Source organism: Variovorax paradoxus (genome assembly GCF_040544635.1).
GTDB lineage: Bacteria > Pseudomonadota > Gammaproteobacteria > Burkholderiales > Burkholderiaceae_C > Variovorax > Variovorax paradoxus_R.
Genome location: NZ_JBEPKJ010000005.1, coordinates 188344 through 203045 on the forward strand (window position 1 = coordinate 188344; position 14702 = coordinate 203045).

At 60.1% G+C, this 14702-nt stretch carries 19 protein-coding genes and 1 tRNA gene; 6 read left to right on the forward strand and 14 right to left on the reverse strand.

What is annotated here, in order from left to right:
- Positions 1–30: 30 nt before the first annotated feature.
- From pheT to ABIC94_RS10480, 4 genes are all read left to right on the forward strand, one after another.
- Positions 31–2472 carry a phenylalanine--tRNA ligase subunit beta gene (pheT, locus tag ABIC94_RS10465; RefSeq protein ID WP_354372942.1) on the forward strand — a complete coding sequence of 814 codons (2442 nt, stop codon included), beginning with the start codon at positions 31–33 and terminating at the stop codon, positions 2470–2472.
- A 5-nt stretch (positions 2473–2477) separates the two neighbouring features.
- The gene (locus ABIC94_RS10470; RefSeq protein WP_354372943.1) at positions 2478–2849 is read left to right on the forward strand and encodes an integration host factor subunit alpha; all 372 of its coding nucleotides are present in this window, start codon (positions 2478–2480) and stop codon (positions 2847–2849) included.
- 73 nt (positions 2850–2922) lie between these two features.
- Positions 2923–3387, forward strand: coding sequence for a MerR family transcriptional regulator (locus ABIC94_RS10475; protein ID WP_354372944.1), 465 nt, complete (start codon positions 2923–2925; stop codon positions 3385–3387).
- Positions 3388–3413: 26 nt separating this feature from the next.
- Positions 3414–3490: transfer RNA gene (locus tag ABIC94_RS10480), tRNA-Pro, on the forward strand.
- A gap of 97 nt (positions 3491–3587) precedes the next feature.
- Here the strand turns inward: ABIC94_RS10480 and ABIC94_RS10485 are convergent.
- The 9 genes from ABIC94_RS10485 to ABIC94_RS10520 all read right to left on the reverse strand — a co-directional run bounded on the left by ABIC94_RS10485 (position 3588) and on the right by ABIC94_RS10520 (position 8578).
- Positions 3588–4724, reverse strand: coding sequence for a site-specific integrase (locus tag ABIC94_RS10485; protein ID WP_354372945.1), 1137 nt, complete (start codon positions 4722–4724; stop codon positions 3588–3590).
- A complete protein-coding gene (locus ABIC94_RS27360) occupies positions 4702–4926 on the reverse strand; it encodes an NrdR family transcriptional regulator (RefSeq protein ID WP_436317981.1) in 225 nt (74 codons plus the stop codon). Before ABIC94_RS27360 ends, ABIC94_RS10485 begins: the two co-directional genes overlap by 23 nt.
- Before the next feature lie 25 nt (positions 4927–4951).
- Positions 4952–5158, reverse strand: coding sequence for a hypothetical protein (locus ABIC94_RS10490; RefSeq protein WP_354372946.1), 207 nt, complete (start codon positions 5156–5158; stop codon positions 4952–4954).
- A complete protein-coding gene (locus tag ABIC94_RS10495) occupies positions 5155–5811 on the reverse strand; it encodes a hypothetical protein (protein WP_354372947.1) in 657 nt (218 codons plus the stop codon). The genes ABIC94_RS10490 and ABIC94_RS10495 overlap by 4 nt, the downstream gene beginning before the upstream one ends.
- Complete coding sequence (locus ABIC94_RS10500) at positions 5808–6605, reverse strand: hypothetical protein (protein WP_354372948.1); 798 nt, start codon at positions 6603–6605, stop codon at positions 5808–5810. The genes ABIC94_RS10495 and ABIC94_RS10500 overlap by 4 nt, the downstream gene beginning before the upstream one ends.
- Positions 6602–7042, reverse strand: coding sequence for a hypothetical protein (locus ABIC94_RS10505; RefSeq protein ID WP_354372949.1), 441 nt, complete (start codon positions 7040–7042; stop codon positions 6602–6604). Before ABIC94_RS10505 ends, ABIC94_RS10500 begins: the two co-directional genes overlap by 4 nt.
- On the reverse strand, positions 7039–7404 hold the full coding sequence (locus ABIC94_RS10510) for a hypothetical protein (RefSeq protein ID WP_354372950.1): 366 nt from the start codon (positions 7402–7404) through the stop codon (positions 7039–7041). Before ABIC94_RS10510 ends, ABIC94_RS10505 begins: the two co-directional genes overlap by 4 nt.
- A gap of 153 nt (positions 7405–7557) precedes the next feature.
- Positions 7558–8331 carry a BRO-N domain-containing protein gene (locus tag ABIC94_RS10515; protein ID WP_354372951.1) on the reverse strand — a complete coding sequence of 258 codons (774 nt, stop codon included), beginning with the start codon at positions 8329–8331 and terminating at the stop codon, positions 7558–7560.
- A gap of 64 nt (positions 8332–8395) precedes the next feature.
- Positions 8396–8578, reverse strand: a complete 183-nt coding sequence (locus tag ABIC94_RS10520; RefSeq protein ID WP_354372952.1) for a hypothetical protein — start codon at positions 8576–8578, stop codon at positions 8396–8398.
- 56 nt (positions 8579–8634) lie between these two features.
- On the opposite strand from ABIC94_RS10520, the gene ABIC94_RS10525 reads away from it, so the two are divergent.
- Positions 8635–9306, forward strand: coding sequence for a helix-turn-helix domain-containing protein (locus ABIC94_RS10525; protein ID WP_354372953.1), 672 nt, complete (start codon positions 8635–8637; stop codon positions 9304–9306).
- Positions 9307–9631: 325 nt separating this feature from the next.
- Here the strand turns inward: ABIC94_RS10525 and ABIC94_RS10530 are convergent, their stop codons facing one another.
- Together ABIC94_RS10530 and ABIC94_RS10535 are read right to left on the reverse strand one after the other, a co-directional pair.
- Positions 9632–10351, reverse strand: a complete 720-nt coding sequence (locus ABIC94_RS10530; RefSeq protein WP_354372954.1) for a hypothetical protein — start codon at positions 10349–10351, stop codon at positions 9632–9634.
- 277 nt (positions 10352–10628) lie between these two features.
- Entirely contained in the window at positions 10629–12002 is a 1374-nt protein-coding gene (locus ABIC94_RS10535) for a KAP family P-loop NTPase fold protein (RefSeq protein ID WP_354372955.1), read from the reverse strand.
- Between the two features lie 129 nt (positions 12003–12131).
- Here ABIC94_RS10535 and ABIC94_RS10540 point away from each other — a divergent pair, with 129 nt between their 5' ends.
- Positions 12132–12908, forward strand: coding sequence for a hypothetical protein (locus tag ABIC94_RS10540; RefSeq protein WP_354372956.1), 777 nt, complete (start codon positions 12132–12134; stop codon positions 12906–12908).
- 28 nt (positions 12909–12936) lie between these two features.
- Here the strand turns inward: ABIC94_RS10540 and ABIC94_RS10545 are convergent, their stop codons facing one another.
- From ABIC94_RS10545 to ABIC94_RS10555, 3 genes are all read right to left on the reverse strand, one after another.
- The gene (locus tag ABIC94_RS10545) at positions 12937–13467 is read right to left on the reverse strand and encodes a hypothetical protein (protein ID WP_354372957.1); all 531 of its coding nucleotides are present in this window, start codon (positions 13465–13467) and stop codon (positions 12937–12939) included.
- A gap of 285 nt (positions 13468–13752) precedes the next feature.
- Positions 13753–13965, reverse strand: coding sequence for a hypothetical protein (locus tag ABIC94_RS10550; protein WP_354372958.1), 213 nt, complete (start codon positions 13963–13965; stop codon positions 13753–13755).
- Positions 13966–13978: 13 nt separating this feature from the next.
- A complete protein-coding gene (locus tag ABIC94_RS10555) occupies positions 13979–14701 on the reverse strand; it encodes a zeta toxin family protein (RefSeq protein ID WP_354372959.1) in 723 nt (240 codons plus the stop codon).
- Position 14702: the final 1 nt, after the last annotated feature.

Sequence of the window (14702 nt, forward strand, 5' to 3'; positions counted from 1 at the left end):
CCTAGAAAAACCGAATACGAGATCGAAGAGATGCAATTCCCGGAATCCTGGCTGCGCGAGTTCTGCAATCCGCCCCTCGGCAGCGCCGAGCTGGCCGAAACGCTCACCATGGGCGGCTTCGAGGTCGAAGAGCGCCGCCCCGTGGCGCCGCCCTTCAGCCGCATCGTGGTCGGCGAAATCAAGGAAGCCGTGCAGCACCCCGACGCCGATCGCTTGCGTGTGTGCCAAGTCGATGTGGGGCAGGGCGCCTTGCTCAACATCGTGTGCGGTGCACCCAATGCGCGCGTTGGCATCAAGGTGCCGTGCGCGCTGGTTGGTGCCGAACTGCCGCCGGGTGAAGACGGCAAGCCCTTTCTCATCAAGGTCGGCAAGCTGCGCGGCGTCGAGAGCCAGGGCATGCTGTGCTCGGCCCGCGAGCTCAAGTTGAGCGAAGACCACGGCGGCCTGCTCGAACTCGATGCAGACGCACCCATTGGCGCCGACGTGCGCGACGTGCTCAAGCTCGACGACGCGCTGCTCACCCTCAAGCTCACGCCCAACCTGGCGCACGGCCTGAGCGTCTACGGCGTTGCCCGCGAGCTTGCAGCGCTGACAGGCGCACCGCTCAAGACGCCCGCCATCCCGCCGGTGGCCGCATCGTTTGCCGACGTGCTGCCGGTGAAGGTGGAGGCGCCCGAACTCTGCGGCCGTTTCTCGGGCCGCATCGTGCGCGGCGTGAACACCAAGGTTGCCACGCCGGCCTGGATGGTCGAGCGCCTCGCGCGCTGCGGCCAGCGCAGCGTGACGCCGCTGGTCGACATCTCGAACTACGTCATGTTCGAGTACGGCCAGCCCAGCCACATCTTCGACCTCGACAAGATCCACGGCGGCCTCACGGTGCGCTGGGGCAAGGCGGGCGAGCAACTCAAGCTGCTGAACGGCAACACGATCGGCGTCGACGACAAGGTCGGCGTGATTGCCGATGACCAGGCGGTCGAGTCGCTCGCCGGCATCATGGGCGGAGATGCCACCTCGGTGTCCGACGACACGCGCAACATCTACGTCGAGGCCGCGTTCTGGTGGCCCGAGGCCGTTCAGGGCCGCTCGCGCCGCTTCAACTTCTCGACCGATGCCGGGCACCGCTACGAGCGGGGTGTCGATCCGAGCCGTACGGTGGAGATCATCGAGCGCATCACGCAACTCATCGTCGAGATCTGCGGCGGCCAGGCCGGTGCCATGGACGACAAGATCCTGAACGTGCCCGAGGCCATGCCCGTCACGCTGCGCGTGGCGCGTGCCTCGCGTGTCATCGGCATGCCGCTCTCGCAGGCGCAGTGCGCCGATGCGCTGCGCCGCCTCGGCTTTGCCCTCGGCGAAGGCGAGGGCACATTGACCGTCACGCCGCCGCCGCACCGCTTCGACCTGCTGATCGAAGAAGACCTCATCGAAGAGGTCGCGCGTCTCATCGGCTTCAACAACCTGCCGACCACGGCGCCGCTGGCGCCTATCACGGCACGTGTGCGGCCCGAGGCGCAGCGCAGCCGCTTCGCGGTACGCCGCAGCATCGCGGCGCTCGGCTACCAGGAAACCATCAACTTCAGCTTCGTGGAAGCGCATTGGGAGCAAGACCTCGCCGGCAATGCCAACCCCGTCAAGCTGCTGAACCCCATCGCCAGCCAGATGAGCGTGATGCGCTCGTCGCTGATCGGCTCGCTGCTGCAGGTGCTCAAGTTCAATCTCGACCGCAAGGCTCCCCGTGTGCGTGTGTTCGAGTTGGGCCGCGTGTTCATGCGTGACGACAGCGTGGCCACCACCGACAGCACCGTGCGTGGCGTCAACCAGCCGATGCGCGTGGCCGGCCTCGCCTGGGGCGACGCGGAAGAAGCACGCTGGGATGGCAAGGCGCACCGCGTCGATTTCTACGATGCCAAGGGCGACGTCGAAGCGCTGCTCGCACCCCTGGTGCCGAGCTTCGAGGCGGCCGAGCATCCGGCCCTGCACCCCGGCCGCTCCGCGCGCGTGCTGATCGACGGCAAGGCCATTGGCTTTGTCGGCGAACTGCATCCGCGCTGGCGCCAGAAGTGGGACTTCGCCCTGGCACCGGTGGTTTTCGAACTCGACCTCGACGCCGTGGCCGCGCGCCCCGTGCCCCTGCCGCAGCCGGTGCCCAAGCATCAAGCCGTCGAGCGCGACATTGCCGTGGTCGTGGCCGAAGCCGTCACGCACAATGCATTGATGCAGACCATTCATTCGGCGGCAGCGGCCCAGGGGCTCCTGCGCGACGCCACGCTGTTCGACATCTATCGCCCGCAACCTGCGCGCGACGGTACCGTGCCGGCATCGGGCGGTCTGGCGCAAGGGGAGAAAAGCATGGCGGTTCGCCTGAGCTTCCAGGACGACAGCGCCACGCTGACGGACGAGCAGGTGGAACCCGCCGTGCGCGCCATCGTCGAACAACTGAGCGCCAAACTCGGCGCACGCCTGAGAGGTTGATGAGAATGAACGCTGCGGAATTCACGCTCGAAGCCCTCGAAACGCCCGCACTCACGAAGGCGCATCTGGCCGACCTGCTGTTCGAACAGATCGGCCTGAACAAGCGCGAATCCAAGGACATGGTCGAGGCCTTTTTCGACCTGATTGCCAACAGCCTGATCGAAGGCGCGGACGTCAAGATTTCCGGCTTCGGCAATTTTCAGATTCGTGTGAAGGCGCCCCGTCCGGGCCGCAATCCGCGCACCGGCGAAGCCATTCCGATCGGCGAGCGCCGCGTGGCCACCTTTCATGCAAGCGCCAAGCTGAAGGAACAGATTCACGGAAGCATCGAGCAAAACGGTACTCCCGAGGTCGAGTGGAGCCTGGGCGCCGAATAGTGCTTGGCGCTGCGCGGGTGCGTAGAGTAATCTCTAAGGTTTCCCGCGCACGGTCTTGATTTCAATGGAAATAATGGAGAAAGCGCTCCCGCCGATTCCTGTCAAACGCTACTTCACTATCGGTGAGGTCGGCGAGCTTTGCGGCGTCAAGCCGCACGTGCTGCGTTACTGGGAGCAGGAGTTCACCCAACTGCGGCCCATGAAGCGGCGCGGCAACCGGCGCTACTACCAGCACCACGAGGTGCTCATGATCCGCCGCATTCGAGACCTGCTCTACGACCAGGGCTTTACCATCAGCGGTGCGCGCAACAAGCTCCAGGAACTCGTGCAAGGCGAGCGCGACCGCCGCAAGGCAGGCATGGTGCCGCTCGAGGGCATGGAGGCCATGGAGATCGATCAGGAAGAATTCGATGCGGCCGTTCACGAGGACGATCCCGGTTCTTCCGGCAGTGGGGCCCGCATGATCGATCCATCGCAATTGCTGCACCTGCGTCGCGAACTCTTTGAAATTCGTGAGCTGCTGACCGTCGGACGGTGATTTCAGCCGGCTATAATTGAGAGCTTCGGTGTGTGGCGCAGCCTGGTAGCGCACTTGCATGGGGTGCAAGGGGTCGAAGGTTCGAATCCTTTCACACCGACCAAAATTGCTAGATAGATCAACGGGTTAGGGCCACAAGCTCTGACCCGTTTTTCTTTGTTTTTGACAAACTCGTAGGTTCCTGACAAACCCGAGCACTTTCAGCTGTTTCCACGCCCCCCAATTGCCGACGGCAAGGGGGTGCCGGTTGGAATCTTTCGGCGGTACACGCGCTTCGTGACCTTTACGTCCTCGTGGTGCAACAGTTCCTGAGCCGACACGTCCGAGTCGGAATCCGACGCCGCTTTCGCGCGCATGTCGTGGAAGGTGATTTCCCGCGGCTGCAGTCCCAGCTTCTTCCGCACGGCGCCCCAGAGCGTCTTGAACGCTTCTTTGCCGTAGGGCTTGCCTTGTTTTGTGATGAACAGGTAGTCGCTGGGCAGGCTGGCCGCACCGCCCCGGTTTTTCTTGCGCAGTTCAAGCGCGCGGGTCAGCGCTTGCCAGAGGTCCGGCGTCATGCTGTATGCCTTGGTGATGTAGCCCTTGTCGTTGCGCTTCTTCGTCACGCGCAGTTCGATCTGCGCTTCGTTGAAATCACCGATCCGGATGTCAAAGATCATTCCTTCCCTGGCGCCCGTCTGGGTGCTGATCTCGAGCATGCACTGCAGAACTGGGCTCGCGACGCCGTAGATCTCGGCATAGCGCTCGTCGCTCACGTACTGGTCGCGGGGAGTCTCCGGCAGGTACTCGATGCCGTCGCAGGGGTTGAAGGTCGTCAGGCCCCACCGCACCCGCGCCAGGCGGAACATGCGAGACAAGAGCTGGATGTCCTTGTTCGCTGACGCGGCGCGGTCGCGGTTCTCGTGCAAGTGCTGCGTGATGACGACGGCGCTCAGGTAGCCCGGCAGCATCGCCTGCACCTCTGTCTTGGCGTAGCGCTTCGCTTTGAATTTCAGCCGCAGCCGGCGTATTCGGCCTTCGTACTCTTTCCTGGTGGCGTCGCGCTTGATCGTCGGGAGCTCGTCGGCCTCGTACTTGCGGATCACCTCCTCGACGGTGCCCACGACGTCGTCGTCCGGAACAGCCGCTACCAAGGCGGGGGAGACATGCTTCTCCCACCAGACCCTGGCCTGAACGGGCGTGGTGCCACAGCGCATCCGCAGGCCGGCTTCCCTGAGCTTGGCCTCGATTTCCTTCGTCAAGCTGTCGGTGCCCCTCCAGTACCAGACTGCCCCGACCTTGCGCATGCCGCGCGGCAGGTCGGGGATCTTCCGGTTAACTGTGCGAGGGCGCGGCATCTTCTATTTCCCGACTGAGCGTTGCGAACGCCCGGAACGCCTTGACGGTCGATTCCATGCGGGACAGATTCTGCGCGTCCACCTCAACGGTCGTCCATCGGTGGCCACAGGCGCTGCAGCAGCGCAGCCGCATCACCTTGGAGTCAGTGTGCCGGGTCGTCATGACCCGGACCTCTTCGCTGGTGCAGGCGGCGCATCTCATGAGCACCCCTCGCGGAGCCGGCGGCTCATCGCTTTGTACCCTGGGCCATGACGACCCGCACGATGATGTTGCGAAGGTTTCCGCGATCCGTGACGGGATGATGAGCCCAGAACTCCGGCGCCTCCTGATCGAGGTTCTCCATGACCTTGGAGGCCAGCCAGTCGGCGTCGATCACGCCGCCAGGGGCGCCCGGGTTGGGCCGGCATGACCGATCGGTGTAGATCTTGGTCATGCGAGGCTCCGAATGGAGAAGCCGATCTCACGCCGCTGGCCGGCACCGGACACCAGGCGCAAATGGCCGATTGCGCCCGACTTCGCCCGCACCGCATGCGCAGGATAGAAAAACTCCGCGCCATCCTCATCAAGGCGGCACGTGTAGCCGGGGATGTAGTCCAGGCGCCGCTCTCCGTCAGCGTACTGACCGTCTTTCGTGTAGACCCTGCGAAGCTTGTATTCGCCCACGATGGTTGCGCCTTCCCCATAGGCAAAGACTGCCGTACCGACTGGCAGCACCGCGCTGGCCGTGTAGTCCATCAGCCGCGCGCTGTCGATTCCCGGGTCTTTCTTCGGCGTGGTGCGTGCCAGCTCTTCCACCTCTTGTTGCCGTGCCTGCTCGCGGCGGGCGCGCTCTTCGCGAGTAATCCCCTTCGTAACCCGCAGGCTGCGGCCCACGCACCGAACCTGCATCCAGCGCTCGTCCTGCATGCCCTTGACCTTTCGGCCATCGACTTGCACGCCGTTGAAGAAAGTCACCGAGGTGGCGGCGGGGAGGTGCTCCGCGGTGATGATGCCGGCCGCGATCAAGGCCTCGATGCTGCCGCTGTACCGGTCGCCGCTCACGCCTGCGTCGAACTCGACGCCCGGAATAGATTTTGCGAACATCACTTCACCCCCGCGTTGGCAAGTTTGACGCTTCGCTCAATCTCATCGTCGAGATTGCTTTGGGCCAAGTTGAGCAGGCGCAATGCTGCGTACAGGGTCCAATCGCTCTCCGAATCGAGCGCTGCAAGAAGCACATCCGCGGCGACACCAAGCGGGGCACTCGCCTTTTCGCACTCGTCGATCGATTTGGCGTCCATGCCTGCACCCAGCACGTCAAAAGCCCGCTCTGCCGCATAAATGGCGCCGTAGACGAGGTTGCTGCGTTCGCGCTCTGCACAGGCGCGCATTACTGCGACGGATTCTGAAATCATGGACCTGATGTCTTCGATCAGGAGGTCGCTCCACTCCGCACCCGGGAATGAGGCCTGTTCTGCGGGAGGGGCGTCGTCTTTTGGCCAGAATTGCACTCGACCCATGTCCGACACGAGAGCTTCCAACTGAGCGAGGATGGACTCACAGAGCAAGCCGCGCCCGTCGCCCTCGTGCATGGCCGCTACGCCGGTCAATACGCCCTGCGCGTCGTACAGCTCATCCTGAGCACGGAACATCGCATCGTCGGTTGGCGAAAGCTTCACGATGGTTGCGTCGATCAACTCGTGAGCAATCCGCATCGCGCGCTCGCCGAAATCTCCCGTGTCGCCGATTTCCCGGGCGGAATCGAGCATCTTGGATGCCTCTTCCAGCCCTTGCATGATGGTGGCGCACACGGATTCCGGCGTCTCGATCGTGGGAGCGACTTGCCACTTCTTGCTACTCGTGCTCCTAGAGGCGCGGGGCTTGTTGAGAACGGCGTTCATGCGTCTCCCCCTTCGGCGGCCTGCGAGAGTGCTTTCGTGACCAGATCCATCGCCTCGGTCATGAGATGGTGAATGCCTTCGAGGGCAAACATTTCTTCAGCGCCGCATTCGTTGTCGCACATGCGGTACTGGATCACCGCCGCGGCGCGCCACATTTCCGAATGGGCCTCGTCGGCTTTTTGATAGTCGCCGTTTTCCGTGGCTGACTGGAGCAACTGGTACGCCACTTCGATCAAGGAGTCGGCCGCGTAGTTGATGTTCTCGGTGTACGTGTCGAGACAAGCGCTGAGCAGGTGCTTAGCGGAACACCATTTGCGTTCCGCTTCGAGCAGAGATGCCATCGAATCTGCGGCGACAGGGGCAGAAATCTTGTTCTCGATTGGCGCACTGGCCAATTTGCGAACTGAGGAAGCAGGCTTGTCGATGACGGCGTTCATTGCTGCACCCCACGACCGTTGGCGATTGCACTGGCTTGCTGGTATTGGTTCCAGAGGCAATGGCTGGCAGTTTCTGCTTCTCGGGCGAGTCGCATGATCACACCGCCGAGCAGCGGGAGCGCGTCGCCGGTCAGCACATAGCCGTTGAAAGTGCCCTCCGCCGATTTCTCGACGGCGGCCAAGCAGACAACGCACGAGGCGAGCGCCTGGATCTCGGTTGTGCGCATCGTGAGCGTGTCGTACGCCGACGAGTCAAACGTGATCCGGGGTTCGGGCATGGGCTCGCCAGTGATCACCCCCATCCGGGGCGGGGCAGGGGGCTCGGTTGCGCCTGCCTGCGGGAGCGTGGCATCATTGGGCATGATTCGTTTCCTTGTCAGAGGGGTTTCGGGTCACAGAAGCCGGATGCGGGTCCAAGCGCATTCCGGTTTCGCCTTTTTTGAGGTCTGCTATTACGGTAGCAGTCCTCGTTCGAATCGCGCTAGGTGCGAATCGAGTATTTTTTTCGAGCGAGTTCACGCGGCCTCCTTTTCGCTGCCGAGCAAGGGCAGCACATTGGGGCTCCACTTCACCTGCTGAATCGGGACGCCGCTCCCATGCTTCTTGCCGGTGTCCAGGATGCGGGCGAATTCGCGGCCGGCATCGGTCACTTCCCACACATCGCCGCGCTTGAACTGCATGCCGGCTTCGGCCAACAGCAGATTCACACCGCGCGCGCTAGTGCCGATGCGTTTGCCGAGTTCGGTGGGCGTGAAGAACTGAGTGTCCTGCTTCTCGGCTTCGAGATGCACCTGGCCCAGACCTTCGAGCAGGTTCACGTCGGTGAGCTTGCGCACCATTTGATTGGCGCTGATCGCCGCAGCGTTTTTGTCGCAACCGAGCAGGCGGGCCACGCGGAAGAGCGGCGGGAAGGCTTTGGCGGCGTCGTAGGCCAGTCGAACGGGAGAGGGTGCAGCTTTCGGCGACGAGTAACTGCCCGTTTTGCGGATCGACGGGAGCACTTCTTCGAACACCCAGCGCTCGAAGCGTTCGGCCGCTGGGAGAGTGCTACTCACGATGAGGCGCAGCACGTCGGGCTCGGAAAGGATGCGGGTGTCCTGCATCCGACCCATAGCGTCGGTGATGGGGTGCAGCTTTTGCACCCCGCGGCAATGAGACCGGACTGCGGTGGTGGCATCGACGTAACCGAGCGCCTCCGTCACGTCTTTGCCGACAAAGTAGGGCTCGCCGTGGATCTCGAGCGCCCTGATGTTTGCGCCTTCGAAGCTGTAGGGAACGATGTTGCTCATTGCTGTCCTTTAGTCGTCGCTGCATTGAGTTGATTGAGATCGGGAAGCTGCGCAAGCGCGCGCGTTACTTGACACTGCTGTTGGGCGCGGCGATAAGTTGTTGCTCACGCGATTTTTCGAGGCGCATCACGATTTCGCGGCTCAAGCTTCGCCAACCTTTGCCAGCCTCAGCAGTGAGAAAGTCCTGCAGTGAGTCAGGAAGGCGGAGGGAAACCGGCGGCTTCTGCTTGGTCTTGAGATTGGTCATAGTACAAATATAAAAGTACTTTAGTACATGAACTGAATGGTAGCCGAAAATAGGCTTTGTGCAACTACTTTCTTGGCTTTAGTACTTTGATCACTACCGTTGGCGAGCGAATCACCATGGCGAGGTCTGCACGAGGCGCGTCGCAGGGCGATCTGGCGCGCGAAAGCGGAATCGCGGCGACCCAGTTGAGCCGATACGAGACTGGAAGGGCAACGCCGAGGAAACTCGCGCTTGCTCGCTTGGCGCAGGCGTTGGCGGTCAGTCTTGAGTGGCTTGAGCGCGGCGATGGGGAGATGGACGAGTATCCAACTGCCGAAGGAAAGGGGCTTGCATTCCATGTCGATGCTGAAATCGCAGATCGAATAGCCGCGTACGCCTACTTCCACGGTGTGACGGTGCCCGAAGCGATTGCCGAAATCTTGGACAACGCACTGTCGGTTTACAGCGAGAAAGAGTTGCCATTCATGCCAGAAGACAAAGAGAAACTGGTCCGACTGATTCGCGCAACTCATGGGCAGCGCTCTCGGCGCAAAGCACTCGCCGGCAAAGTGAAGTTGTTGCCTGAGCCAGTTTCCGGCGAGAGCCGACTTGTGCGGTCGCGAGATCTCCGGATTGATGCGTTGGACTACTACAAGCAAGTGCTCTCCAGAGAGAGCGAGCCCATTCCGCCGAAGCAAACCAACCGCGGGCCAGTGCGCAGTCCGAACGCCCGCAAGCCGAGGCCCTAGGCGCATCAAGCTACCTCCTGCTCGACGTTCCTGTGGGAACGAGACGCGCCTCGGCGCTTGGCGGCTTCCGCTTCCGCCGCCGCCATAAAGCAGATCGATCTTTAGCTTTGCGCTACTTTCACTGCATGCCACCAAATTTCGGAAGAGATGCGACTCCCCCAAAAAACTGTTCATAGCTCACTCCATAGAACCGCATGGACGCTGCGGGACGACGGTAGTGTGGTTTCATCCGTGGCGCGTAGCAGCGCCAAAAGTGGCAAGTTGGCTGGGTAGTATTCGCCACGGTTGAACTCATTGCCCTGGGTGGATCATTCGCCATGGCAATTTATACCTTCAAACGCCCGCTTTTTGCCTTGTTTAGGGCGCTGCAGAGCTTGGACATGTGGCGTAGGTCAAATTGATGCTCGAAGCACGGCAGGGTCATCAACTCAGCGATAACGGCAGGCTTTGCTGTGCGGAAGAAGAAGATGTTGATGCGCCACATGTCTTCAACAAACGCGTGCTCAGCCTTGTGCTTGCTGTTGCGTACGGTTGCCGACCCATAAAGCAGTAGCGCCCTGTCGAGTTCGCGTTGACTGACAATGATCCAGTTTGCGATTGGCAGCTCAGTGCGTTTGCCAAACAATGGTGCAACGGCTTGGATCGCGGCCTTGGCCTTTCTGCAGTTCTCAACGATGTCGCGCTTCGCCCTGAAGAGTGATTCGTGATCTTGAAATAGGTAACGTTGAAGCGCCTCGACGAGCCGTTCATCCCATGTGTTGCGCACGACATGTCGGAAGAAGACAGTCACTTCTAGGATTGGATCTCTCGTGCCGTCCGTGAATCGTTCTATCCAGAATTTTCGAAACTCTTGGAGGCTAGATCGGCCCGTTGCTCGACGTGGTTTCGTAAGAGAGATCGCTCTCTGAAAGCCAGGCTGCGCTCTGAGCCATAAATACAAGGCGGTTTCGGAGAGACGCTGCCAGTACTCGTCACGAAATCCGAGGAATGCATCGACGACCTGAGGGGCAACAGTTTCTAAGTCATTAATGTTTTCTGCGACCAAGTCTTCGAGCTCCCGTATTCGGTCTCGATCCGTGCCCGTCTCGGCGACCTTGTCCCATTCCTCAAACATTGCCTTAGTCGGAATCCTCATAGTTCACCTCGCGACGTGCTTGAGGATGCTGGACGGCACAGGATTTGGGCGCTTTCCGGAGGTTCCTCGGAGTAATTTGTCACACCCGTGATATTGCCACCAGCGCGGAAGAAGCGCGACTTTTAAGGCGGTCTCGAACGAACTGTCGAAAAAGCTCTGTGACCAATGGACCGACCGATCCTCGGCCTCAGGCTTGCTGCCCCCTTGTTAAGGGGCGAGATAGTCTCAACGCTTGGCGTTGAAATTCGGGGATCAGCTTGCCAATGTTGGTCTCAGCTAGGACGTGCTTATCCTTGTCCGTCATCGTATCGGGGCCGATGGAGCGGTTATTGACAGCCCTGGTCATCTCGTCGAAACGGGGTTGATCAGCTATATAGATGAGGATTGAATGCAGCTGGGTTAAGTTGTGCCGATCCGCCTGTGCGAAGAGGGCCTCGAACAGGAGAGCTTCAGATGAAGCCGCAACTGAATCCAGGTTGGCCAGTCTCGCGAAGCGTGCTTCGTCAATCGTTTTCAAAAGCAAAAGGTATGCGGACGTACTTGGCCACTGGTCAAAACTCATTAGGTTGATCTGGCCGGCCAGCTGAATCGCTTTTTGAACGTGTCGCAAGCTTGGGTTCAAAACCTCACATGCTTCCGCCATCGATCGTCGCAGATCGTGGCTGTCCACCGCGCTTGGCAAGTGCATCTCTGCCATCGCTCTGACAAAATTTTCAAATCTTCGACCGACTTGACTACCTCTCGGGACCTCCAGTTCAAGCGGTACGTTGAAGGCGACGAACTTCGCGAGATAGTCGCCTGCGTCCGTTCCTTGGCCATACGTGTGGCGAATTGACTCGTGGATTGAGTGTGAGTTCCAGAACAACACGAACACCACATTTTCTGCTCCGAACAAGTGCTTGATCCGTTCAAGTACTTCCAGGGCGAACGAGGGTCTGCATCTGTCGAGCTCATCGATGATCACCACTAAGGGATGCGACAGCTCCTCTGTAAGCTGACTAAGCACTTCCATGAAGTCGTTCTGGATTCTTTCCGTGGCCGAATATGATTCGAAAAGGCGTTGGACCGCTTTTTCAGAGAGCGAGGCGGCGCTATCCTTCACTCCTTCAACCACGCCTTTAACCAACTCGGTTTGATCATCCGCCGATAAGCCTATTGCCCTTGCGCCGAGCGTCAGAGCGGCCTTGGCGGCGATTGGGGCGGCGCTCTTTAGTACGGCCCCTGCCGCGCCCAAGAACTTCTTCTTGGCAACTCCGGATGGCTTAATTGCTTCGTATATCGCCGAGGCGATAACGGAGAATGGGTCGTCGTGATGGTCGTACCGGAATACGTCGATGGAGACTACGCACCCAGCACCTTTGGAGTCGCCCAGCCGTCTCCGCAGTTCTGAAGCAATCCACGTTTTCCCATTTCCCCATTTAGCGTCAACTGCGATCACTCGGGGCGTGGCAAGCCTGTCAGATGGAACCTTCGCAAGCACCTCGATGTTTTTTTCTAGTGCGGTGAGGAAACCGCCCCTGTTGAGGTGATCGACGGGCGCAGATTGTGGGGCAGTTGTCATTTGGAGGTTCCGGTTGCCATCTTGGAATCGTAACTTCTACATGCGAGCCATTGCACCTGCAGAGAGGACTTCAATCACGAGCGAAAAGCCCGTGTTCAAGCTTTCCGAGGTTCCGCGCTACAAGAGCGCATGCCTCAACTTCGCGGCCGACGCCACCCTCTGTTCTTGCGGCTGACCAAGCCGATCGCCCCGGTCTACCCTGATGCGGTGACTCCCGTAGCTTGGGACGACGACGAGCCGATCGAGGAAGCTGAAGGAGTGGTCTACATCGTCACACGTCCCTGTGCCCAGCTTCGCACCTGGTGCAGCCAACTTCGGAAGCTGCATGCTCTCGACAAGACCCATGAAGTGGAAGAGGGCGTAAGCCGCCTCAGTGCATCGCCGTTACGGCCGGCAAATCAGCGAGCACTCGGGACCAATCTCGAGATGTACTCGGCTCGCGACGGGAGGGTCCAATCGGTTCGTTCCGCTGAGAGTGCCTTTTTGACCAGCGAGTTGATGGCGATCGTCACTGAGCAAGCTGGAGGCCCCGCGGTGGGGTTCGTCTCGTTCTCGTTCAAGTGGTGGGCAAGGGCGTTCGACAGCGAGGACGATTTAGTCCATTTGGAGGTCGAGCTAGGCCAGGCCTGGATCGCGCCGATCTTTCGCGGGCGGAGATGGGGGGAGGCTGCCGCAATAGCTATCGCTTTTGCGGCCAAGCGACACTTCGACTACATCCAGGACACCACGAGATGGCCTCTGACGTTCTTTACGCCACTGGAGCTGACGGTGTGCGCTGACCTCTACAGCCAGAGCGGTGAGGCGCTGCTCGGAAAGTGCGCCGAATACGTGTCCATCCAGTTCAGTTTTGAGCCAGAGCCGCAGCGGCTGGAGGTGTCTCAGATCATTCTGGATGGGCGGTGGTGATAAGCGCATCCCCTAGTTTCTCTGGCGACTACTGGACCTTTTCAACCCAAGCGCGCACGCGCTCAGCGAGCAGCGGCTCACAACGTAGGTTGTACGTCGCTCCTGCCGCAAAATCGTGGTTGAGTGTGATGTCCGCTGAGGTGTACACGGTAGCAAACACCTGAGCTCTGTGCGGCGGTGTCGGAAGAAGGCAACGAACCCGGATGGAGGCGCGGCCAGGAAGAATCTTGGTCGTGGTGGGGTAACCGACATTTCTGGACCCGACTTCGAAGTGGTTCACAGCACTCAACAGAGCTGTCGGGCGCTGATTGAAGGTGGTGCGATCGATTCGAAAGCCGATGTCCGGGTCGGGAGTGGTGAGCGTCGCGACTTCATGCTCACCGAGCTCGGGCCCTTCATAGCCTCGTTTTACTGAGATTCCCGAGCAGCCGGCGATCGCGAAACTGAGCGCAAGGATGGAAAAGGACAGATACCTTAGATGGACCATGCGTTGTGGATTGCGTAATGGATATTGATGTAAAGGCCTGATATTGGCGATCCAATACACCGTCTGCTGCATGTGCGGCACTGCGTGGAATAGCGCGGCTAAGCTTGGTAAGCACGGACGCCAGCAGGCAAAACATCCTCTTCGCCTCGTTTCGCCCGACGATTCTGTTCGTGGCGGAACGCGCGCTCTTCAAGCTTCATCTGAACCTGGGTGTCTGGCGCGCCGCGAAGCATCCGGCAGACTTTGCAGGAGCAGGACTTCGGGGTTTGCTTCGAGGACACGGCGGCGATTATCAGGGCTATCACAGCCATGAAAAAGCCCGCACGCGGCGGGCTTTTTGTTAGCAACCACTAACGTTTATGCGGCGGCGCGTCTGCCAGTGCTTCGTTTGACCTCTTGATCACGCTTGATGGCTGCGACGGATTCCATGAGTAGTCGCTGCTCTTCCGACGCCTTGGAAATCACGTTCGCATAGATACGCTTCTTCTCTGCGGACGATGCTTCCCGGACGAAACGCGATAGCGACGTCTCTTCGACGAGTTCTGGGCGATGACGGAAAAGGTGGAACATGGCGGCCTCAATTCTAGGAGTAAACGATTTTCTCGACTTCTTCCCGTGAATATTGCAGCGGTGCAACGTGATTCAAGGAGCTCACATTCGCGAAGTAACGTCGGTGAGTTCCGTCAATGTCTTTCAAGATTACATCAATCTTGATGTCCGGCCCAAACTTTACCTTTAGCGCGTCTACTACGTCACGGGATGCGAAAAACTGATGCACGAATCGTTCCGGCGGGATGCGGCGTGCTTCTTGGTGCTCCCTGGCCTGTACGAAGTTCCACGCCAAGTGAGGCTCTTGGTACACGTAGATGATCTGGACGGCTCTGCCGTGCTGAATGCAGCGTTCGATGTTCCGTTCGGCCACTCCGAGGCTGGAAAGCGTCCCGTCGAGGAGAAAGCTTTGCTTTTGCTTGAACACTCGGTCGAGGACCCGTTCCACCAAAAGCGAAACGGCGTCTTGCATGAGCCATGAGTTCTGGCCCGTGTAACCCGGGATATGGGTCCGGAAGTCGTCCGGATCAATGCGAAGGAAGGCTCCAACCTCCTCAACGAGAGCTTTGGACGCTTCTGTTTTCCCCGCACCGGGAGACCCCGCCATGAAGAGCGCGACCGGGTTCTTTTCACCCGGGTATTTTTCAACGCTTGTGAAATCGGCAGAAAACCGAGTCCGATTCGCTTTCGCCCATGCAATCGCAGCGCCGTGGATCTCGCGCTCCTCAGGGGTCATTTCACTAGGTGCAGTGGCCATT